Genomic DNA, 21,765 nt, shown 5'->3' on the forward strand with positions numbered 1-21,765 from the left:
TATAGGCTTGGGTTGAAGTCGCGCGAACCTATATCCGGGCGAACGACTTGCCAAGGATGTGAATTGCGCTTCTTGCGCATGATGGCGACACAGGGAATTGATGCGACATCTGCGCGACATTCTGCTGGCGACGGCTCTGGCTGTCACCCTGCCTGCGGCGCCCCGGGCCGAGGATGCGGGGGCGCTGGCGCTGGCGCTGGCGGCAGCCGACATGCGCGACTGGGTGACGGCGCGGGATGCAGCGCGGGCCTCGGGGCCGATGGCCGAATCGCTGATCGGCTGGCAGGCCTTGCGCGCGGGTTACGGCAATTTTCAGGACTATCTGGATTTCGCGCAGGCCCATGCCGACTGGCCGGGTCTTGCCCTGCTGCATCAGCGTGGCGATGGCAGATTGCGTCCCGATATGCCCGCGCAGGCGATCCGCGACTGGTTGGGCGACCGGCTGCCCGATTCGCTGGCGACCGAGCGCGCCTTGCTGGCCACGCTGGATGCAGATGCGGCCCAAGCCGAGCGCGCGCGTTTCTGGACCTCGGTGCCGCTGAGCGCCACCGACGAGGCCGCCTTTCTGGCCGATCACGGAGAGGAGCTTGCCCCGCTGCATCCGACCCGCGCCGCCGCGATGCTGGACCTGCAGGAATGGGCGCAAGCCGAGCGTCTGCTGCCGCTGCTGCCCGAAGAGGAACACCCCCTGCTGAAGGCGCGGATCGCGCTTCAGGCGGGGCGGGCCGGTGTGGATGATCTGATCCTTGCCCTGCCGCAGGATCTGCGCGGCGATGCCGGGCTGACGCTGGACCGTTTCCTGTGGCGGGTCCGCGCGAAACAGCATGAGGGCGCGCAGGCGCTGATGCTGGAGGCCTCGGACAGCGCCGAGACGCTGCGGGCCCCCGATCTCTGGGCGCAGATGCGGGTCGATTATGCGCGGCTGGCGATGCGGAACGGCGACTGGGCGCGGGCCGAGCGGCTGGCCGCACCGCATTTCCTGTCACCCGACAACCGCCATTACGCCGATCTGGAATGGCTTGCGGGTTTCGCCGCATTGAAACAGGGCGCAGCCGCCCGGGCGCTGGAACATTTCCTGCATCTGGAAGAGGTCGTCGGCAGTCTGATCAGCAAGGCGCGGGCGCATTACTGGCAGGGCCGCGCGCATGAGGATCTGGGCAATGAGGATGCCGCCGGCCGGGCCTATGCGCAGGGCGCTGCCATGCCCGCCACCTATTACGGGCAGCTGGCCGCCGAAAAGACCGGCGATGTCATGCCCGCCGATTATGCCATCCCCGGCCCTGCCACCGACAGCCTGCCCGACTGGCGCGGCAGCGCATTGCGCGAAAGCAACGTGTTTCAGGCCGCCTTGTGGCTGATTGCGACCGGGCGCAAGGACGATGCGCAGCGTTTCCTGCTGCATCTGTCCGAGACCGCCGAGCCCGAGGATATCGGCCGCATGGCCCGCCTGATGTACGAGGCAGGCACCCCGTGGCACGGGCTGCGCCTGTCGAAACAGGCCGCGAACAAGGGTGTCGTCTATCCCGCCGCGCATTTCCCGCTGACCGGGCTGGAAAAGGAAGAACTGGGCCTGCCACCCGAACTGGTCCTGTCCATCGCCCGGCAGGAATCCGAATTCAACCATACCGCCAACAGCCATGCCGGGGCCAAGGGCTTGATGCAGGTGATGCCCGGCACCGCCGAGGACATGGCCCGCAGGATCGGCGAACCCTATGACCTGCCGCGCCTGACGCAGGATGCGGCCTATAATGCGCGGCTGGGGGCGGCCTATCTGGCCGGGCTGCGCGACCGTTTCGGCAGTTCGATCGCGCTGGTGGCCTCGGGCTACAATGCCGGGCCGGGCCGCCCTGCCCGCTGGCTGGGCGATTTCGGCGATCTTCGCCGCGATGCCGATCCGGTGGACTGGGTGGAACTGATCCCCTTTGACGAGACCCGTAACTATGTGATGCGGGTGACCGAGGCGCTGCCGATCTATCGCGCCCGGATCAAGGGTCAGCCCGCGCCGATGGTGCCGCGCTGGGACCTGAGCGGCGGGGGGCTGATGCCGCCGCCGCCCCTGCGGCTGACGCTGGCCCTGTCGGCCCGCCCGCCCGAGCGGCCCTTTATCGGGCCGCGCCTGCCCGAAGGCTGGATCACCCCGATTTCTGCCGCGTCCGCCACAGAGTGAACAGTCCCGCCGCCACCACGATGCCCGCGCCCACGATCACATTGGGGCGCAGCACCTCGCTGAACAGCACGACGCCAAGGATGCTGACCCAGACCAGCTGGGTATAGGCGAAGGGTTGCAGCGCCGAGGCCTCGGCCATCTCATAGGCGCGGATCAGCAGGTAATGCGAGGTCATGCCGCAGGCGCACAGCCCCGCCATCCACACCCAGTCCAGCGGCGTCAGCCATTGCCATTCCCAGATCCCGACCAGCGTGATCGCCACCGCCCCGGCAATCCCGGTCCAGAAGAAACTGACCACCGAAGGATCGTCGCGCGACACATGCCGCGTCAGCAGACCGTAAAGCGCGAACATCAGCGCGGCGACGAAGGGCAGCAGCGCATCCATCCGCATGACGCCGCTGCCGGGATTCAGCACCACCAGAATACCGACAAAGCCGATGAGAATCGCGGTCCAGCGCCGCCAGCCAACCTTTTCGCCAAGGATCGGCCCCGACAGTGCCGCGACCAGCAGCGGATAGACGATGAACACGGCATGGGTTTCGACCAGCCCGAGGCGCACAAAGGCCTCGACCATGATCAGCACCTCGACCACCAGCACGACGCCACGGATGATCTGGGTGATCGGGCGTTTGGTGCGGACGGCGCGTTTCAGCCCGCCCGGTTGACGTGCAACCAGCGCGATCACGAAGACCGCAAAGACCCAATAGCGCAGCATCACCACCAGAACCGGCGGATAGTTCTCGGCCAGTACCCGCGAAAACCCGTCCTGCAAGGCGAAGATGAAGCTGACCAGACACATCAGCAGAATCGCCAGCCCGGTGCGGTCCTGCACCGGCGGGCGGGTCTTTGGCGGCAAGGGCGGCGGCGCAGAGGCCGAGGCTGCCGAGGCGGCATAGGGCTGGGCGTTGGGATCGTCTGGCATGGTCGCGTTCCTGGGATGATCCGGCCATGCCCGCCTTCCTGCCGAAGGTCAAGGCAAGGCGGGGTTGCAGATCATGCAAGCCCGCCCGCGCGACATGCAAGCCACGCAGCGATCAGTCGCGGGTGCGGATGACCTTGGCGAAGGTGTCGAAAATCACTGAATTGGCAGCGATGATCCGGCCCGATTCCAGCGGATCGTCATCGTCGCGCAACCCCTCGACGAAGCCGCCGGCCTCACGCACCAGCAGGATACCCGCCGCCACGTCCCAGGAATTAATGCCGCGCTCCCAGTAACCGTCGTAACGACCCGCCGCGACATAGGCCAGATCCAGCGCCGCCGCACCCCAGCGGCGCACGCCCGCAGTCAGCGGCATCAGCCGGGCCAGATCCTTCAGCGTTGCGGGCAAGGTGCCGCGCCCGCCGAAGGGCACGCCGGTGGCAAAGATCGATTCGATCATCCGGCTGCGGCCCGATACCCGCAACCGCTGGTCGTTCATGAAGGCGCCGCCGCCCTTTTCTGCCACGAACAGCTCGTCCTTGGCGGGGTCGAAGATGACGGCGGCGACGATCTCGCCCTTATGTTCCAGCGCGATGCTGACGGCCCAATGCGGCAGCCCGTGCAGGAAGTTCGTGGTGCCGTCCAGCGGATCGACCAGCCAGCGCCGGGTCGGATCCTCGCCCGCCTCTTCCCCGGTTTCCTCGCCCAGCCAGCCATAGTTGGGGCGGGCGCCACGCAGTTCTTCCTTGATGATACGCTCGGCCTCGCGGTCGGCGCGGCTGACGAAATCGCCCGCGCCCTTGACGCTGACCTGCAAGTTTTCAACCTCGCGGAAATCCTTGACCAGGCTGCGGCCAGCCTTACGGGCGGCCTTGATCATGATATTCAGATTCGCGCTTTGCATCGGGGGCTCCTGTCAGGGTTGGCGCGTCATATGCCGATGCGCGCGAAATGCCAAGCCGGGCCGCAGATCAGGCCGCAGGGTCACGCAACATCCGCAGCGCCTCGGTGCGCGACAGCCGCAGGATATGGGCGATATAGGGCAGGCTCAGGTCGTTTTCGCGGATCGCCGCATAAAGACGTCGCATCATCCCCCCCTGCCCCAAAGGCAGCAACGCCAGTTCGGGATTGGCCGCCTCTCGCCGCAGCACCCAGTCGGGCATGACCGCGATGCCGCGCCCGCTGGCCACCAGCATCACGGCGACAGCGGTCAGTTCCACCTGCCGCGTCCGGGCTGGCTCGACCCCGGCGGGTGTCAGGAACTGGCTGAACACATCCAGCCGCCCGCGATCCATCGGATAGGTGATCAGCGTCTGATCCGCGAAATCGGCAGGCTCGGCCCAGCCCTTGGCGACCAGAGGGTGCCCCGCAGGCACCAGCAGCGTCGGTGAATAGTCGAACAGCGGCTGGAACGTCACGCCCGGCATCTCTTCGGGGTCCGAGGAAATCACCAGATCGACCTCTTCCCGGGCCAGCGCAGGCAGGGCGCTGAAGGCCAGCCGCTGGCGGATATCGACATCGACATCGGGCCATGTGCGGCGGAACATATCCAGCACCGGCAACAGCCAGTCGAAACAGGCATGGCATTCCATCGCGATATGCAACCGGCCCACGCGGCCCATCTCGACGCCCTTGAACTCGGCCTCGGTGGCGGCAACCAGCGGCAGCACCTGCTCGGCCAGCCGCAGCAGCCGCATCCCTGCCGCCGACAGCCGCATCGGCTTGGCGCGGCGCACGAACAGCTCGACCCCGGCCTGTTCCTCCAGCGCCTTGACCTGATGCGACAGCGCCGACTGGGTGATGTTCAGCACCTCGGCCGCGCGGGCCAGACCGCCCTGTTCATGAATCGCCCGAACCGTGCGAAGATGGCGCAATTCAAGATGCATGTGAGCCGCCTTCATAATCAACTTGAAGATTATGAATTTGTTTCACCGTTAGCACCGTGGCACAAGGCCCGAAAGGAAAGGAATCGACATGAGCCGCCCCGCGCCGAAAATCAGCTTCGAGTTTTTCCCGCCCAAGACGCTGGATGCCTCGTTCCGGCTGTGGGAAACCGCGCGCGCGCTGGCGCCGCTGCGGCCCGATTTCGTGTCCGTCACCTATGGCGCGGGCGGCACCACCCGCAAACTGACGCACGAGGCGGTGACGACCATCAACCGCCATTACGGCGTGAACGTGGCCGCCCACCTGACCTGCGTCGAGGCCACGCGCGCCGAAACGCTGGAAATCGTCGGTTCCTATGCCGATGCCGGGATCCGCGAGATCGTGGCCCTGCGCGGCGACGCGCCCCGGGGTCAGGATCGTTTCACCCCCCATCCCGACGGCTTTGCCAGTTCGGTCGAGTTGATCGAGGCGATCGCGGCGCGTGGCGACCTGACCATCCGCGTCGGCGCCTATCCCGAGCCGCATCCCGACAGCAACGGCGCTGATGCCGATGTCGCCTGGCTGAAGCGCAAGCTGGACGCAGGCGCGACCAGCGCGATGACGCAGTTCTTCTTCGAGCCTGAAACCTTTTTCCGTTTCCGCGATAAATGCGCGGCGGCGGGGATCGAGGCGCCGATCATTCCGGGCATCCTGCCGATTCAGGGCTGGGCGGGCGCGCGCCGCTTTGCCGCCGCCTGCGGCACCAGCGTGCCGGGCCGGATCGAGGCCGCATTCGACAAGGCCGTGGCCGAGGGACCAGAGGCCGAGCGCAGGCTGGCCACCGATCTGTGCATAGATCTGTGCGGCAAGCTGATCGAGGGCGGGGTGGACCGGCTGCATTTCTATACGCTGAACCGCCCGGAAATGACGCTGGATGTCTGCGCGGCACTGGGTATCCGTCCCGAAGGTAACGGGCTGGAAGCCGTCGCCTGAACCGCCTTCAGCGACCGGCATCCTGTGATCCTTCAGTGCCGATCCCATCGCCAAGCGACACATCGTCGCCCAGCCACGGCTCTGGTGCGGGGTCGGGCTTGATCCTGCGCCCGCGAAAGCGCCGCCTTGGCCGGTCCAGCGCCTGATCGGCCAGATGCCCGGTCAGCAGCGCCGGGCCGGGATAGGGGCGCGGCACGCTCGGGTGCAGCGCCTCGTCGGGATTGGCGCCCACCAGACGCGGCGCCCGCGCCAGAAACGCCTTGCCCCATTGCCGCCATGTCCCGATTCCCGGCGCGGTCGGATCGCAGGGAAAATGCCGCCGCCAGCCCGGCGCCAGCGGCAACCCGACCTGCTCGGCACGGTCCAGCATCCAGACCAGCGGGATATTCGCCAGCGGCCGGGCAAATTCCAGCCCGCGCAACTGCCCGCCAATGTCGGAATGCGCGCCGCGGAACCACATCTGCTGGACCTGGCCGGTATCGGGCGCGTTCTCCCACAGCAGCGGGGCGAAGGCGGCGCGGGTTTCGTCCAGCGCCAGCGCGTGAAAACCGTTCTCGACCCCATCGACCAGCTTGGCGTCGTGAAAGCGGAACATCGGCTCGGTCACCATCCACAGCAGCGGCAGCCGCAACCCCAGCGCCGCCACCGTATCAAAGCAGCAGATCGCGCGGATCGGCACCCGGGGATGGCAGCGTTTGCGGAATGCGGCCAGCGTGCCCTCTGCCCCGCCTTCGCGATACAGCCGCCATGCCAGCCGGGTGTTCCGCTCGGTCGCGCGTTCGGGGCGCAGCAGGCCGACCCGCGCGATCATCCCCGCAAGGCTGCGCAGCGCAAAGGCCCCGCGCGAATAGCCGAACAGAAAGATCAGATCGCCCGGACGCCAGCCATTGGCCAGCCAGCCATAAGCCTCGACGATGCGCCCCTCCAGCGCCCGGCCCATCGCCAGATCCGGCAATGTCTGCCAGCGGTTCCATTGCTGCCCCGAGGCGTAATACAGCCGCAGCCGCGCATCCGGCGCCGGCCCCAGATGTCCCCGCAGCAGGTCATGGATGCGCCCGATGGAACTGCGCCGCCCATCGGCCAGCGAGGCGAAGGTGCCGTCGATCAAAAGGACATGAATCAGGGGCGGGCGAGTCGGCTGCATCGCCCGAACCTAGCATGGCAATGTAAGTTTTCGGTTACTCCAAAGCCATCACGGTCGCGTGGGTCATCTGCCCGAAACCGTTGAAACGGGTGCTGGTAACGGTGGAATAGGCACCCGCGCCATGGAAGACGACGAAATCGCCATCGGTGATATCCTCGGGCAGGCTCAGCTCGCCCGGCAGGCGGTCCACGGAATCGCAGGTCGGGCCAAAGATGACGCGGCCCGAACGCTCTGCCTCGCGCGGTTTGCCTTCGGGCGACAGGACCTGCACGCGGTCGATATTGCCGATGATCGGCAGTTCCGACAGCCCGCCATAGACCCCGTCATTCAGGAACACATTGGCCCCGTCGCGCACCGCCTTAACGCGGGTAATCAGCGAAAACGCATCGGCGCACAGACCCCGGCCCGGCTCGCAGACCAGCGCGGGGGCGTCGTCGCCGAAACATTCCACAACGGTGTCGCCAATCTCGGTGAAGATCGACTCCAGATCGGGTTCGACGCCGGTGACGCGATGCGACGGAAACCCACCGCCGACATTCAACCGATGCGCCCGCACGCCTGCCATGTCGCAGATATTGCGCACCTCGCGGATATAGCTTTCCCAGGCGATGGGATCAGTGCATTGCGTCCCCGGATGGAAGGTCAGCGATGGGACATAGCCGCGCGCGGCGACCTCTTTCAGCATGTCGGCGGCATATTCCGGGCTGGCCCCGAATTTCGAGCCGAAATCATAGACCGCGCCCATCACCGGCAGCTTGAAGCGGGGCGAGATCTCGACCCCCTCGCCATCGACCGAGGTCGGTACCTGCGCGAACAGCTTGTCCAATTCGCTGCGGCTGTCCACCGACCACGCCCTGATGCCCGCCGCCAACGCATGGGCGATCTCGGCGTCCGAGCGCACCGGGTTGTGGTAATGCCGCGCCGCGCGGGGGGCCAGACGCCCGACCAGATCGATCTCGGACGGAGAGGCGACGTCAAAGCCGCCGATCCCCGCCGTCACAAGGTTCTGGATCACGGCATCGCCCGGATTGGACTTGACCGCATAGGTCACAAGCCCCGGAAATCCCTTGATGAAGGTCCGGGCGCGGTCCTGCAATACGGTCGGTGCAAAGACCATGACCGGGTTTTCGGGCTGAGTATGTCGGATGATCTCGGCCGGATTGTCCCAGACGGTCTTCTGTTGTCCCATTTCGGGTCCTTTCGCGCGTTCATGCTGTGTCGAAGGGGCAAGAGTGCCTCAACACAGAATGGCGCTTTTGGTTTCCAATTTCACCGATGAAAAGCATAGATTCGCCCAAGCATGCCGTTATTATGACGAAATGGGTGACATTTTGACGACATGACGGCGCAAGCGGGGGATTCGGGTGGACGATCTGGACCGGAACATTCTGGCGCAACTGTCGCAGGACGCGCGCATGTCGGTCGCGGTGCTGTCGCGGCGGCTGAAGGTGGCGCGCTCGACCGTGCAGGCGCGGCTGGAGCGGCTGGAGAATACCGGCGCGATCGCGGGCTATACCCTGCGTCTGGGCGAGGCGGCGCGGGCATCGCGTATCCGCGCCACCGTGCTGGTCACGACCGAGCCGCGCAGCCTGCCCGCGATTCTGGCGCGGCTGCGGGTTCTGCCGCAGGTCGAACGGATCCATTCCACCAGTGGCCGGGTGGACCTGCTGCTGCAACTGGCGACCGCCACCACCTCGGAACTGGATGACATTCTGGACCGGATCGGCGGGATCGAGGGCGTGCGATCCTCGGAAAGCCTGATCCACCTGTCCACCAAGCTGGACCGCGCGCTTTAGGACGACAGCCGGAACAGATCGACGAACTGCTGCGCGGCACAGGTATCGCCGTCGATTTCGACCACCCAGCCTTCGGCCAGATCGCGCAGCGGCATCGGCCCATAGACCGCGATAGCCAGATTGTTGCCGTCGCCCCGCAGCACGAAATCCGCCGTCATGTCGCTGACAGCTTCGGGGCGCAGGATGCCGTCACCGTTCAGCCGCAGCAGGAAGGCCTCATGCCCGCAGCGAAAGCCCGCCGCGACGGTCCGGCCCCGCGCCGCCGCGGTGTCGATCATCACGGTCATCGAGATCATCAGCGCCGTCGGACTGATGAATCGGCGTGGATCATGGCCGGGATGGGACGCGCCCCAGCGGCACATCGCCTGCAACACCGGCAGCAGCCCGCGCCCGGATTCGGTCAGCCCATAGGCGCCCAGATTGGCGTCATGCTGCACGACGCCCGCATGAACCAATTGCCCCAGCCGCTGCGTCAGCACCCCGGGGGTGATCCCCGGCAGCCCGGTTCGGATGGCCTGAAACCGCTTTGCCGTCAGCATCAGTTCACGCACCACCAGCAGCGCCCAACGGTCGCCCACCACGTTCAGCGCATGGGCGACAAGGCACCCCTCGTCATAGCGGATCCGCGTCATTTCGCCTGTCTTGGTCATATTTTCATACTATCAGTTGCTTTTTCATACTGCAAGAGTCATGCTCCGATTCGGAGGGACGATTCCGATCACATCCTCAGGGAGGCTGAGATGACCTATTACAGCGGCTTTGTGGCTGCGGTGCCGACAGCGAACCGGCAGGCCTATATCGACCACGCGACGCAATCCTGGCCGATCTTCCAGAAACGCGGCGCAACCCGGATGGTCGAGTGCTGGGGCGAAGATGTCACCCGGGGCAAGCAGACCGACTTTTACCGCGCGACCGGGGCCAGTGACGACGAAACCCCGGTCTTTTCATGGATCGAATGGCCGGATCGCGAAACCTGCGACAAGGCTTGGGCCGACATGATGGCCGATCCCGACATGCAGCAGATGCCGGACATGCCGTTCGACGGGATGCGGATGTTCTGGGGCGGCTTCTCGCCCATCGTCACCGAGGGCGAAAGCCGGCCCGGCAGCTATGTTCAGGGTTTCGTGCTGGCGGCCCCGGCGGACAGGAAACAGGCCTATATCGACATGGCCCGCAGCGCGACCGAGATGTTCGCCCGCCTTGGCGCCACCCATCAGATCGAATGTTGGGGCGAGGATGTGCCCCACGGCAAGGTGACCGATTTCTATCGCGCGACCGACGCGAAAGAGGGCGAGGTGCCGTTGTTTTCGTGGATCGAATGGCCCGACCGGGAAACCTGCGACAAGGCCGCCAAACAGATGGAGGCCGAGATGGAAAGCATGGAAATGCCGACCGAGATGCCCTTTGACGGGATGCGCATGTTCTGGGGCGGCTTCACCCCCATCGTTGACAAGAATTGAGAGGACAGGATGACCCATCACGGCCTGCCCGTCTGGTATGAACTCAGCACCTCGAAAGGTGCCCTTGCCGATGCCGGGGCGTTCTATGCCCGCGTCCTTGACTGGTCCGTCAATGATGCCGGGATGGAGGGCTTTACCTATCACCTTGCCACCGCCGGTGGCGACATGGTCGCCGGGCTGATGGAGATCCCTGATTTCGTCGGACAGATGCCGCCCGCATGGCTGACCTATTTCGGCGTCACCGATGCCGACCGGGTGGCGGATCAGATCCTTGCGGCGGGCGGCACCATCCATCGTCCGCCCACCGACATCCCCGGCACCGGCCGCTTTGCCGTCGCCGCCGATCCGCAGGGCGCGGGCTTTGGCATCCTTCAGCCCCTGCCGATGCCCGAGGGTCAGGGCGGCAATGCCTTCGACCAGTCCCGCCCCGGACATGGCAACTGGAACGAGCTCAACTCGACCGACCCCGATGCCGGGTTCGACTTCTATTCCACCCTGTTCGGCTGGCAGAAGTCTCAGGCGATGGATATGGGCGAGATGGGCACCTATCAGCTGTTCAGCCATGACGGCGCCGATATCGGCGCGGTGATGGGTCTGGGCGATTCGCCTGTGCCTCACTGGCTGACCTATTTCGGCGTGACCGACATCGACAGCGCCATCCGGCGGCTGGACGAGGCGGGCGGCAAGCTGCATCACGGCCCCATTCAGGTGCCCGGTGACGCATGGATCGCCGTCGCCACCGATCCGCAGGGCGCATGGTTCGCCATGGTCGGCCCAAGGGGCACGGCATGACGCTGATTCTGACCACATATGACTGGGTGCCCGAGTTTCCCCGCGGCTATGTGCGCGATCTGCGCATCCGCTGGCTGCTGGAAGAGATCGGGCGACCCTATCAGGTGGACACCGTGCCCCTGCGCGAAAAATCGGCGGCGCATATCGCCCGTCAGCCTTTCGCGCAGGTGCCGATGATCCTCGACGGCGATCTGTCGCTGTTCGAATCCGGTGCCATCCTGCTCTATCTGGCCGAGGGCAGCGCCTTGCTGCCAAAGGGGCAGGATCACCCCCGCACCGTGCAATGGCTGATCGCGGCGCTGAACAGTATCGAGCCCGGCGCGCTGGCCTGGATCGTGGCGAAGTTCTTCGACAAGGACGACGTCACGGCCGCCCGACGGGAAAGCTTTCTGCACGAACGTCTGGCGCAATTGCAGGAGGCGCTGAAGGATCGCGACTGGCTGGTGGGCGACGGATTTACCGTGGCCGATCTGTTGATGTCCGACATTCTGCGCATCCCGGCCGAATCCGGCCTGCTGGACGATCTGCCGCAACTGGCCGCCTATCTGGAACGCGCGACGGACCGGCCCGCGTTCCGCAAGGCGCTGGCCGATCAGATGGCGCATTGGCAGGCGGCGGATGAACGACATAAGGGCGCACCCGAATGAGGCCGCTGCTGCTGTTGGCCCTTGCCGCGCTGCCCGCCACGGCGCTGGCCGACATCATCGAGGTTGACGCGCACCCGGTCTGGTACGAGGTGCATGGCGACCTGACGCCGGATCAGCCGCCGATCCTGCTGCTGCATGGCGGCGCGATGAATACCGCGCTGACATGGGCGGACCTGATCCCGGTGCTGTCGCAGGACCGCGCCGTCATCGGCATCGACCAGCAGGGCCACGGCCGCACCGCCGATCGCGACCAGCCGATCACGATGGACAGCATGCGCCGCGATACCCTGGCGGTGCTGGACGCGCTGCAGGTCGATTCGGCGCATGTGGTCGGCTTTTCGATGGGCGGGATGCTGGGCTATGATCTGGCGGTTCATGCGCCGGATCGCGTCGCCTCGCTGAACGCGATTTCCGCCGCGCAAAGCAATGACGGCATGCATCCCGGTCTGGTCGCCGCGAACCGCGATCCCGGCCAGCTGCCCGATGCCGAAACGCTGGCGCTGCTGCCCTCGCCCTGGGACATGCTGGCAATGCGCCAAAGCTGGATGGAGCAGAACCCCGACGCCCCCGACGGCATGACTAAGGTGCTGACCAAACTGGGCCGTTTCATCGCCTCGGACTGGGGCTGGAGCGATGAGGAACTGGTCGCCATCACCGCCCCCACCCAGATCCTGCTGGGCGACAGCGATTTCCTGCCGCCCGAACATGGCGCGCATCTGGCAGCTTTGATTCCCGATGCATGGCTGGCGGTACTGCCCGACACCACGCATCTGAACATCATCCACCGGCCCGAACTGCCCGACCTGCTGATCGCCCGCATCAAGGCGGCCGAGGCCGGTCAATGATCGCATTTCGCGCCGCGTCTCTTGGCCTTTCCGCGTCATTTCGCTAATCCATCCCCAAGCAAGGGGATCAGCCGACATGACGATGGACAAAAGCTTTGACGCCAAGGCCGCCGAGGCCCGGATCAGCGCCGAATGGGAACAGACGGGCGCCTTCGCCGCCGGGGCCAATGCCTCGCGGTCCGAAACCTTCACGGTGATGATCCCGCCGCCCAACGTCACCGGCAGCCTGCATATCGGCCATGCCTTCAACAATACGCTTCAGGACATCCTTGTCCGCTGGCACCGGATGCGCGGCTTCGACACCTTGTGGCAGCCCGGTCAGGACCATGCGGGCATCGCCACCCAGATGGTCGTCGAACGGCAGATGGCCGAGCGGCAGGAACCGAACCGGCGCGAGATCGGGCGCGAGGCGTTTCAGGCCAAGATCTGGGACTGGAAACGGGAATCCGGCGACACCATCATCAACCAGTTGAAACGCCTTGGCGCGTCCTGCGACTGGTCGCGCAATGCCTTTACCATGTCCGGCGCGCCGGGTGCGCCCGCGGGCGAAGAGGGCAATTTCCACGACGCCGTGATCCGGGTCTTTGTGGAACTCTATGACAAGGGCATCATCTATCGCGGCAAGCGGCTGGTGAACTGGGACCCGCATTTCGAGACCGCGATCAGCGATCTGGAAGTCGAGAACCGCGAGACCCCCGGCCATATGTGGCATTTCAAATACCCGCTGGCGGGCGGCGAGACCTATGAATATGTCGAACGCGACGAGGACGGCAACGTCACCCTGCGCGAGACGCGCGACTATATCAGCATCGCGACGACCCGGCCTGAAACCATGCTGGGCGATGGCGCGGTGGCGGTGCATCCCGATGATCCGCGCTATGCCCCGATCATCGGCAAGCTGTGCGAAATTCCGGTGGGACCGAAGGAACATCGCCGCCTGATCCCGATCATCACCGACGAATATCCCGACCCCGATTTCGGCAGTGGCGCGGTCAAGATCACCGGCGCGCATGACTTCAACGACTATGGCGTGGCGACGCGCAACGGCATCCCGCTTTATGCGCTGATGGATGGCAAGGGCGCGATGCGCGCCGACGGGCTGTCCTATGCCGACAGCGCCGAGATCGCCACCCGCGCCGCAAGGGGCGAGGATGTGGGCGACGTCTCGAACGTCAACCTCGTGCCCGAGGATCTGCGCGGGCTGGACCGGTTCGAAGCCCGCAAGCGGGTGATCGAACAGATCGGTGCCGAGGGGCTGGCGGTCACTTATCTGCACAAGGAAATCGAACCCGAAACCGGGGCCGAGCATCTGGAACGCCGCCCGCTGGTGGATGCCAAGCCGATCATGCAGCCCTTCGGCGACCGTTCCGGCGTGGTGATCGAGCCGATGCTGACCGATCAGTGGTTCGTGGACACGGCACGGATCGTCGGCCCGGCGCTGGACGCGGTGCGCGATGGGCGCACGAAAATCCTGCCCGAGCAGCATCAGAAGGTCTATTTCCACTGGCTGGAGAATATCGAGCCGTGGACGATCAGCCGCCAGCTGTGGTGGGGCCATCAGATTCCGGTGTGGTATGGTCTTGACCTGTCGCTGGAAGGTCAGGTCGATGACGACCATGACGGCGCGCTGGATGAGGTCGAGATCTTTGCCCTGCTGGAGGAAGGTCTGGTCCATCGCGATCAGATCCACCGCGCCGCCACCAGCTTCGAGGAGGTGCGCGAGAACTTCCGCGACATGATCGCCGGGCTGCCGCAACCGCTGGAAATCGCCCGGGTGATCGAGGTGGCCGACCGCGATGCCGCCATCGACGCCTTCGCGCAGGGGCTGGCGGATTACAACCTGTCGCAGGACCCGACCCGGCTGGTCTATCCGGTCTGGCGCGACCCGGATGTGCTGGATACCTGGTTCTCGTCCGGCCTGTGGCCCATCGGCACATTGGGCTGGCCTGCGGATACCGAAGAGCTGCGCAAGTATTTCCCGACCGATGTTCTGGTCACCGGCTTTGACATCATCTTCTTCTGGGTGGCCCGGATGATGATGATGCAACTGGCCGTGGTCGATCAGGTGCCCTTTCACACCGTCTATGTCCACGGGCTGGTGCGCGACGAGAAGGGCGCGAAGATGTCCAAGTCCAAGGGCAATGTCATCGACCCGCTGACCCTGATCGACGATTTCGGCGCCGACGCGCTGCGCATGACGCTGACCAGCATGGCGGCAATGGGCCGCGACCCCAAGCTGGGCCCGCGGCATGTCGAGAGCTTCCGCAACTTCGTCACCAAGATCTGGAACGCCACCCGCTTTGCCGAGATGAACGGCGTCCGCGGTGGCGGCGCGCGGCCCGAGCCCGCCCATACGGTCAACCGCTGGATCATCGGCGAGGTGGCGCGGATTCGCATGGCGACGGACGAGGCGCTGGAGACATACCGCTTCAACGACGCGGCGACCGGGCTTTATGCCTTTGTCTGGGGCAAGGTCTGCGACTGGTATGTGGAATTCGCCAAGCCGCTGTTCGATGGCGAACATGCGGACGAGACCCGCGCCACGATGGGCTGGGTTCTGGATCAGTGCTATCTGATGCTGCATCCGGTCATGCCCTTCGTGACCGAGGAATTGTGGCGGCTGACCGGCGACCGGGCGAAGATGCTGGTGCATGGCGACTGGCCGGCCTATGGCGCGGAACTGATCGACGCCGGGGCCGACCGGCAGATGAACTGGGTGATCTCGCTGATCGAGGCGGTGCGTTCCGCCCGCGCGCAGATGGGGGTTCCGGCGGGCGCGAAGCTGGACCTGATCGTGACCGAGGCCGACGCGGCGGCGCACGCGGCACTGGCCGCCAACAGCCCGCTGATCGAGCATCTGGCGCGGGTGAACGCCCCCGTGGACGGCACCGCGGGCAAGGGAATGATCTCTGTCGCGGCGCAGGGCGCATCATTCGCGCTGCCCATCGGTGACGTGATCGATGCGGCGGCGGAAACGGCGCGGTTGCAGAAATCGCTTGGCAAGGCGGAAAAGGATGCCGAGGGGCTGCGCAAGCGGCTGGGCAATCCGAAATTCGTCGAGAATGCCGAAGCCGAGGTGATCGAGGAAACCCGCGCGAAACTGGTGGCGCTGGAGGATGACGTGACCCGTGTCAGGGCGGCACTGGCGCAGCTGGCGGCGATGTGAGCCTTTGCCGATGGGGGCACCCGGCGGTGATCGCGGGTGCCTCCGGCGGGGATATTTGGGCACCAAAGATGGGGCGGCGCCTTAGAGGCGTAACAGGGCCTTGGGCAGGGCGGCGGCGAAAACCTCGAGTTCCGGGGGCGGGGCGCAGCTGACGCGGATGCAGCGGTTCAGGGGGGCGGTGCCGGGCATGCGGATGAAGACGCCCTCGGCCTCCAGCGCTTCGACCAGCGCGCGGGCGAAGGGGCCGTCGCGGCCGGTGTCGATGGCGACGAAGTTGGTGGCGGATGGCAGGGCGGTGAGGCCGTTATCCGTGGCGATGGCCGCGATGCGGGTGCGGGCCTGTGCCACCTGCGCAAGGGTGCGGGCCAGCCAGTCCTGATCCTGAAGCGCGGCCAACGCGCCCGCCTGCGCGATGCGGTTGACGCCGAAATGGTTGCGGACCCGGTCGAAGGCCGCGATCAGTTGCGGATGGCCGGTGGCATAGCCGATCCGCGCGCCCGCCAGCCCGTAGGCCTTGGAGAAGGTGCGCATGCGGATCACGCGCGGGTCGTCGGGGGCGATCTGCGAGATGGCCCCGGCCGGGGCGAATTCCAGATAGGCCTCGTCCAGCACCAGCAGGCAGCCGGGCGGCAGATCGTCCAGCATGGCGGCAATGTCGGTGCCCCTGATCCAGCTGCCCATCGGGTTGTCGGGATTGGCCAGATAGACCATGCGCGCGCCGTTTTCATGTGCGGCCCGGGTCAGGGCGGCGGGATCCTCGGCATCGTCGCGATAGGGGACCTTGTGCAGCACCCCGCCGAAGCCCGTCACATGATAGTTGAAGGTCGGATAGGCGCCATCCGAGGTCACCACCACATCGCCGGGCGCGATCATCAGCCGGACGAGGTTGCCCAGAAGGCCGTCCACCCCCTCGCCCACGGTGATATGATCGGCAGGCAGGTCCAGATGCGCGGCCAGCGCCTGTGTCAGATCGTGGCTGGTCGCATCGCCATATTGCCAGATATCAAGCACCGCCGCCTGCATCGCGGCCACCGCGCGCGGGCTGGGGCCGAAGCCGTTCTCATTCGCGCCCAGCCGGGCGGCGAAGGGCTGCCCAAGGCGACGTTGCAGGGTTTCCGGCCCGACGAAGGGAACGGTCGCGGGCAGGTTGGCGGGGATCGGGGCAAGGCGCAGGGTATCCATGACCCAAGCCATCCCCGATTTCAGCCCCTGCCGCAAGGGTTTACAGCTCGTCGTTGCGGCGGTCCTGACGGCCCTCGAACAGGGCCCGATCCTCTTGCAGTTCCAGCCACATGGCGTTGACCACGGCAAACAGCGCCGCCAGCGGCAGGCCCAGCATCCATGCGAAATACCACATCGGGTGCCTCCTTCAATATGAGTGGCTGTCGGGATCGGTGACCTGATCCTCGGTCACCTTGCCCCACAGAACCTTATAGACCCATGCCGTATAGGCCATGATCATCGGCAGAAAGATCGCCGTCGCCACCAGCATCACGAACAGCGTCTGATGCGAGGACGTGGCGGTCCAGACCGACAGCGAACTGTCGGGATGGGTGTTCGAGGGCAGAAGGAATGGAAAGATCGTCAGCCCCACCGACGAAATCATCCCGAAGATGCCCAGTTTCGACCAGCCAAGCGGCGACAGCTCCCCTCCCGAACGCAGGGCGCGCCATGCCATCGCCGTGCCGATGAAGCCCAGCAGCGGGGCGATCACGATCCACGGACGTTCCCCATAAGCCGCAAGCCAGCTGCCGCCATGGACGACCTGCCATGCCAGCGGGTTCGACGGGCCATCGGGCGCAGGCGGCGTCACATAGGCGAAGCTGTCGATGCCGACCGCCAGCCAGATCCCGGCCAGCGCATAGCCCGCCAGCACCACCAGCGCCGCACGGCTGCCATAGAGGCGGGCGCGCGCGGCGATCGCGCCTTCGGTCTTGAGCACCAGCCAGCCCGCGCCATGCATGACCAGCATCGCCAGCGACACCACCCCGCACAGGATCGCGAAAGGCCGCAGCAACCCGAACAGCTTGCCGAATGCGCCGCCCTCATAGATCGCATGCAGGTCGGGGGTCAGGTGGAACGGCACGCCCAGCATGACATTGCCCACCGCCACCCCGAACAGCAGCGCCGGGGTGGCCCCGCTGAAGACCAGCACATTATCCCAGCGGCTGCGCCATTTCGGATCCTCGCGCTTGCTGCGGAACTTGAAGGCCACCGGGCGGAAGATCAGCGCCGACAGGATCACGAACATCGCCAGATAGAAGCCCGAGAAACTGATCGCGTAAAGCGGCGGAAAGGCCGCGAAGATCGCGCCGCCGCCAAGGATGAACCAGACCTGATTCCCCTCCCAGACCGGGCCCATGGTGTTGATGACCACGCGCCGCTCGGTATCGGTTTTCGCCACGAAGGGCAGCAGTGCCGCCGCCCCCATGTCGAAACCGTCGGTCAGCGCAAAGCCGATCAGCAGCACCCCCAGGATCAGCCACCAGATCAGCCGCAGCACCTCGAACGAGAGAAATTCGTGCAGGATCATTGCCGTACCTCCGCCGGGCTGAGCCGGGCGCGGTGTTTCGCGTCCCAGTCATCAGTCAGTTGCACATCATCGACCGGCCCCTTGCGGATATATTTCAGCAAGAGCTTGATCTCGATCACGAAAAGAACCGTATAGAAGGTGGCGAATGCGGCCAGCGTCAGCAACAGCTCGGTCACGGACAGCGCGCTGACCGACAGCGCCGTGGGCAGCACGCCATCCACCGTCCAGGGCTGACGGCCATATTCGGCGACGATCCAGCCCATCTCGGCGGCGATCCACGGCGCCGGGATCAGCAGCACCGCAAAGCGCAGCGCCCATTTCGGATAGCGCCCGCCGCGGAAAGAGGTAGTGACGAAGAAATAGCCGGTCGTGGCGATGAACAGCATCCCCAGCCCGACCATGATGCGGAAGGCCCAGAAGATCGGCCAGACATGGGGGATGGTATCCTCGGCTGCCTGCGCGATCTGTTCCTCGCTGGCCTCGCGCGGGTCGTCCAGATAGCGGCGCAGCAGCAGCGCATAGCCCAGATCGTCGGAATGCTGCTCGAATGTGGCCACCACGCCCGCATCCGTCGCCTCGCGGTCCTGCTGGATGGTCATCAGCGCGTCATAGGCGACAAGACCGGACCGGATCCGCTCTGCCGCCTCTTGCTCCAGCTGGTTGATGCCGGGGATTTCCTCGGTCAGGGACCGGGTGCCGATCAGCCCCATCGCATAGGGGATATGGATCGCCCATTTCGTTTCCCGCGCCTGCTGATCGGGAATGCCGATCATGGTAAAGGGGGCGGGGGCGGGCTCGGTCTCCCACATGGCCTCGATGGCGGCCAGCTTCATCTTCTGGTTCAGCCCGGTATCATAGCCCGATTCGTCGCCCAGAACCACGACCGACAGCGCGGCCGCAAGGCCAAAGCTGGAGGCCACGGTGATCGACCGCCGCGCCAGCGCCAGATGCCGCCCCTGCAAAAGATACCACGAAGACACACCCAGCACGAATATCGAGGCGGTGACGTAACCGGCGCTGACGGTGTGGACGAATTTCGCCTGCGCGACAGTGTTGAACATGACCTCGTAAAAGCTGGTCAGCTCCATCCGCATGGTCAGCGGGTTGAACTCGGCCCCCACCGGATGCTGCATCCAGCCATTGGCGATCAGGATCCACAGCGCCGAAAAGTTCGAGCCGATGGCGACCAGCCAGGCCACGACCAGATGCGCCTGTTTCGACAGCCGGTCCCAGCCAAAGAACCACAGCCCGACAAAGGTGGCCTCGAGGAAGAACGCCATCAGCCCTTCCAGCGCCAGCGGCGCCCCGAAGATGTCGCCGACATAATGGCTGTAATAGGACCAGTTCATGCCGAACTGGAACTCCATCACCACGCCGGTGGCGACGCCCATGGCAAAGTTGATGCCGAACAATGTCCCCCAGAACTTGGTCATCTGCCGCCAGATCGGACGGCCGGTCATGACATAGACCGTCTCCATGATCGCGATCAGGACCGACAGGCCCAGGGTGAGGGGGACGAACAGAAAATGATACAAAGCCGTCATCGCGAACTGCAGTCGCGACAGCTCGACAACACCTATATCCATGGCGCGCGTTCCTTGTGCTGGCGCAAACAGGCTAGCACGCGCCGGGCGACAACCCAATAACGGCGCCCCGTGGTGCTGTGTCGCTGCGACAGCCCGCCACAGACGGGCGCGGCCGGGTCAGAACGCGCGGAAGGTCATCGTCGTCAGGGTGCGGCTGATATGCGGAATGTCGAACAGCTTTTCGGACAGGAAATGGCCGACATCCGCATCCTCGGGGATATAGATCTTGGCCAGCAGGTCGAAATCGCCCGAGGTCGAGTAAAGCTCGCTGACGATCTCGCGGTCATAGATCGCGTCGGCGACCTCATAGGTCTTGCCGGGGGCGCAGCGGAACTGGACAAAGACGGGACGCATGGCTGATCTTCCTTGCAGATTGCGGCGGCAGGTTAACCCGGCCCGGGCCGGGCGGTCCAGACCCCACGCGCCCAGCCATGCCAGAACCGCACCATCAGCAGGATCGCGGCCAGCGTCAGCCCGACACACAGCCCCAGCCACAGGCCCGGCGGCCCCACATCCAGCCCGAAAGCCAGCCCATAGGCGACCGGCATCCCGACCACCCAATAGCTGAACCCGGCGATCAGCATCGGCAGCCGCGTGTCATGCACGCCGCGCAGAAACCCCAGCGCGATCACCTGAAACGCATCGGTCAGCTGAAACAGCGCCGCATAAAGCAGCAGCCCGGCCCCGATGACGACGATGGCCGGGGCCTGCGGATCGCCCGCATCCAGAAACACCCGCACAAGTGGCTGGGCGAACAGCAGATAGATGGCAATGGCGATGCAGGCAAAGCACAGCGACAGCGCCATAACCGTCATCGCCGCATCCCGCATCCAGATCGCATCGCCGCGCCCCTTGGCCTGCCCGACCCGCACGGTCGCGGCATTCGACAGGCCCAGATGCGCCATGAAGGTGATCGAGGTGATCTGCAACGCGATCCCATGCGCTGCCAGCTGCTGCGTGCCGATCCAGCCCATCATCACGTTCGAGGCGACGAACAACCCGCCCTCGGCCACCATGGTCAGCCCGATCGGCCAGCCGATCCGCGCCACCTCGCGCATGGCCTGCCAATCGGGGCGCCAGAAACGCTGGAACAGATGATATTTCCGTGCCCGCGGCAGCCAATGGGCATAGGCCAGCAGCGCCACCAGTTGCAGCATCTGGACCGACAGGCTGGTGATCGCCGCGCCCCGGACACCCAGCGCGGGCATGCCCAGATTGCCGAAGATGAAAATCCAGTTCAGCCCGATATTGATGGCCAGCCCGACCAGCGTGACCCACATGACAACCGCCGTGCGCTCCAGCGCCGCCAGATAGGAATTCAGCGTCAGCTGCCCCAGAACGGCCAGCAACCCCCAGCCCGCGATCCGCAGATAGTCCTGCGCCAGCTTGGCCACGACCGGCGTCTGCCCCAGCCCCAGCAGAATCGCCTCGGAAAACCACATCAGCGGCATCACCGCCAGCGCATAGCCCGCCGACAGCCACAGCGCCATGCGCGCGCCGCGCCTCACCTCGGTCTCGTTGCCGCTGGCGATATGGGTGGCGATCAGCCCCATCACCCCGGTGCCGAACCCCATGCCCAGAAAGAACAGCACCTGAAAGAAGGACGTCGCGATGACCAGCGCCGCCAGCGGCTCGACCCCATACCAGCCGATCATCACCGTATCGCTGACCCCGATGGCCATGCGCGCCAGATGGCTGCCGATCAGCGGCAGTCCCAGCGACAGCGTCGCGGCGACATGGGGGGCGTAACGGTTGCTCATCCGCCCCGCTTACCCCGCCCCACAGGTTCCGGCAATCGGCTGATTTGCATCATATGCAGAAACAGCCCCTCGCACTTCTTGAAAATACCTTCGG

20 protein-coding genes are annotated in these 21,765 nt (G+C 65.6%); 8 read left to right on the forward strand and 12 right to left on the reverse strand.

Features of this window, described 5'->3' with window-relative positions:
- The first annotated feature begins 100 nt into the window (after positions 1–100).
- Positions 101–2,167 carry a lytic transglycosylase domain-containing protein gene (locus JHW40_RS18105; protein WP_090612891.1) on the forward strand — a complete coding sequence of 689 codons (2,067 nt, stop codon included), beginning with the start codon at positions 101–103 and terminating at the stop codon, positions 2,165–2,167.
- Here JHW40_RS18105 and JHW40_RS18110 read toward each other — a convergent pair.
- From JHW40_RS18110 to JHW40_RS18120, 3 genes are all read right to left on the reverse strand, one after another.
- Positions 2,133–3,089: a DMT family transporter gene (locus tag JHW40_RS18110; RefSeq protein WP_090612892.1), complete on the reverse strand. Its 957-nt coding sequence runs from the start codon at positions 3,087–3,089 to the stop codon at positions 2,133–2,135. The genes JHW40_RS18105 and JHW40_RS18110 overlap by 35 nt on opposite strands.
- A 112-nt stretch (positions 3,090–3,201) precedes the next feature.
- Positions 3,202–3,990, reverse strand: coding sequence for an inositol monophosphatase family protein (locus JHW40_RS18115; RefSeq protein WP_090612895.1), 789 nt, complete (start codon positions 3,988–3,990; stop codon positions 3,202–3,204).
- Between the two features lie 67 nt (positions 3,991–4,057).
- Entirely contained in the window at positions 4,058–4,972 is a 915-nt protein-coding gene (locus JHW40_RS18120) for a LysR family transcriptional regulator (RefSeq protein ID WP_090612897.1), read from the reverse strand.
- Positions 4,973–5,060: 88 nt separating this feature from the next.
- On the opposite strand from JHW40_RS18120, the gene metF reads away from it, so the two are divergent.
- Positions 5,061–5,942, forward strand: a complete 882-nt coding sequence (gene metF, locus JHW40_RS18125) for a methylenetetrahydrofolate reductase [NAD(P)H] (protein WP_090612899.1) — start codon at positions 5,061–5,063, stop codon at positions 5,940–5,942.
- Between the two features lie 7 nt (positions 5,943–5,949).
- Here the strand turns inward: metF and JHW40_RS18130 are convergent, their stop codons facing one another.
- Positions 5,950–7,086, reverse strand: a complete 1,137-nt coding sequence (locus JHW40_RS18130; protein WP_090612901.1) for a DUF2235 domain-containing protein — start codon at positions 7,084–7,086, stop codon at positions 5,950–5,952.
- 34 nt (positions 7,087–7,120) lie between these two features.
- The gene (locus tag JHW40_RS18135) at positions 7,121–8,275 is read right to left on the reverse strand and encodes a type III PLP-dependent enzyme (protein WP_090612903.1); all 1,155 of its coding nucleotides are present in this window, start codon (positions 8,273–8,275) and stop codon (positions 7,121–7,123) included.
- Positions 8,276–8,450: 175 nt separating this feature from the next.
- On the opposite strand from JHW40_RS18135, the gene JHW40_RS18140 reads away from it, so the two are divergent.
- A complete protein-coding gene (locus JHW40_RS18140) occupies positions 8,451–8,882 on the forward strand; it encodes an Lrp/AsnC family transcriptional regulator (RefSeq protein ID WP_090612906.1) in 432 nt (143 codons plus the stop codon).
- Here JHW40_RS18140 and JHW40_RS18145 read toward each other — a convergent pair.
- Positions 8,879–9,532 (reverse strand): winged helix-turn-helix transcriptional regulator, encoded by a 654-nt coding sequence (locus JHW40_RS18145; protein ID WP_090612907.1) that lies wholly within the window; start codon positions 9,530–9,532, stop codon positions 8,879–8,881. The genes JHW40_RS18140 and JHW40_RS18145 overlap by 4 nt on opposite strands.
- A gap of 90 nt (positions 9,533–9,622) precedes the next feature.
- On the opposite strand from JHW40_RS18145, the gene JHW40_RS18150 reads away from it, so the two are divergent.
- The 5 genes from JHW40_RS18150 (at position 9,623) to JHW40_RS18170 (ending at position 15,792) form a co-directional block, all read left to right on the forward strand.
- Positions 9,623–10,342: a DUF1428 domain-containing protein gene (locus JHW40_RS18150; protein ID WP_090612910.1), complete on the forward strand. Its 720-nt coding sequence runs from the start codon at positions 9,623–9,625 to the stop codon at positions 10,340–10,342.
- 9 nt (positions 10,343–10,351) lie between these two features.
- Entirely contained in the window at positions 10,352–11,134 is a 783-nt protein-coding gene (locus JHW40_RS18155) for a VOC family protein (protein ID WP_090612911.1), read from the forward strand.
- Positions 11,131–11,781, forward strand: coding sequence for a glutathione S-transferase family protein (locus JHW40_RS18160; protein WP_090612914.1), 651 nt, complete (start codon positions 11,131–11,133; stop codon positions 11,779–11,781). Before JHW40_RS18155 ends, JHW40_RS18160 begins: the two co-directional genes overlap by 4 nt.
- Positions 11,778–12,626 carry an alpha/beta fold hydrolase gene (locus JHW40_RS18165; RefSeq protein ID WP_090612916.1) on the forward strand — a complete coding sequence of 283 codons (849 nt, stop codon included), beginning with the start codon at positions 11,778–11,780 and terminating at the stop codon, positions 12,624–12,626. Before JHW40_RS18160 ends, JHW40_RS18165 begins: the two co-directional genes overlap by 4 nt.
- Before the next feature lie 76 nt (positions 12,627–12,702).
- The gene (locus JHW40_RS18170; protein ID WP_090612918.1) at positions 12,703–15,792 is read left to right on the forward strand and encodes a valine--tRNA ligase; all 3,090 of its coding nucleotides are present in this window, start codon (positions 12,703–12,705) and stop codon (positions 15,790–15,792) included.
- 81 nt (positions 15,793–15,873) lie between these two features.
- On the opposite strand, the gene JHW40_RS18175 is transcribed toward JHW40_RS18170, so the two are convergent.
- The 6 genes from JHW40_RS18175 to JHW40_RS18200 all read right to left on the reverse strand — a co-directional run bounded on the left by JHW40_RS18175 (position 15,874) and on the right by JHW40_RS18200 (position 21,671).
- On the reverse strand, positions 15,874–16,974 hold the full coding sequence (locus JHW40_RS18175; RefSeq protein WP_090613038.1) for a pyridoxal phosphate-dependent aminotransferase: 1,101 nt from the start codon (positions 16,972–16,974) through the stop codon (positions 15,874–15,876).
- Positions 16,975–17,014: 40 nt separating this feature from the next.
- Complete coding sequence (cydX, locus tag JHW40_RS18180) at positions 17,015–17,149, reverse strand: cytochrome bd-I oxidase subunit CydX (RefSeq protein WP_090612920.1); 135 nt, start codon at positions 17,147–17,149, stop codon at positions 17,015–17,017.
- Between the two features lie 12 nt (positions 17,150–17,161).
- Positions 17,162–18,325, reverse strand: a complete 1,164-nt coding sequence (gene cydB / locus JHW40_RS18185) for a cytochrome d ubiquinol oxidase subunit II (protein ID WP_090612922.1) — start codon at positions 18,323–18,325, stop codon at positions 17,162–17,164.
- The gene (locus tag JHW40_RS18190) at positions 18,322–19,911 is read right to left on the reverse strand and encodes a cytochrome ubiquinol oxidase subunit I (protein ID WP_090612924.1); all 1,590 of its coding nucleotides are present in this window, start codon (positions 19,909–19,911) and stop codon (positions 18,322–18,324) included. Before JHW40_RS18190 ends, cydB begins: the two co-directional genes overlap by 4 nt.
- Positions 19,912–20,028: 117 nt before the next feature.
- Positions 20,029–20,265: an Lrp/AsnC ligand binding domain-containing protein gene (locus tag JHW40_RS18195; protein WP_090612926.1), complete on the reverse strand. Its 237-nt coding sequence runs from the start codon at positions 20,263–20,265 to the stop codon at positions 20,029–20,031.
- 32 nt (positions 20,266–20,297) lie between these two features.
- The gene (locus JHW40_RS18200) at positions 20,298–21,671 is read right to left on the reverse strand and encodes an MATE family efflux transporter (RefSeq protein ID WP_090612929.1); all 1,374 of its coding nucleotides are present in this window, start codon (positions 21,669–21,671) and stop codon (positions 20,298–20,300) included.
- Positions 21,672–21,765 lie beyond the last annotated feature (94 nt).

The sequence above is a fragment of the Paracoccus alcaliphilus genome, assembly GCF_028553725.1.
Classification (GTDB): domain Bacteria; phylum Pseudomonadota; class Alphaproteobacteria; order Rhodobacterales; family Rhodobacteraceae; genus Paracoccus; species Paracoccus alcaliphilus.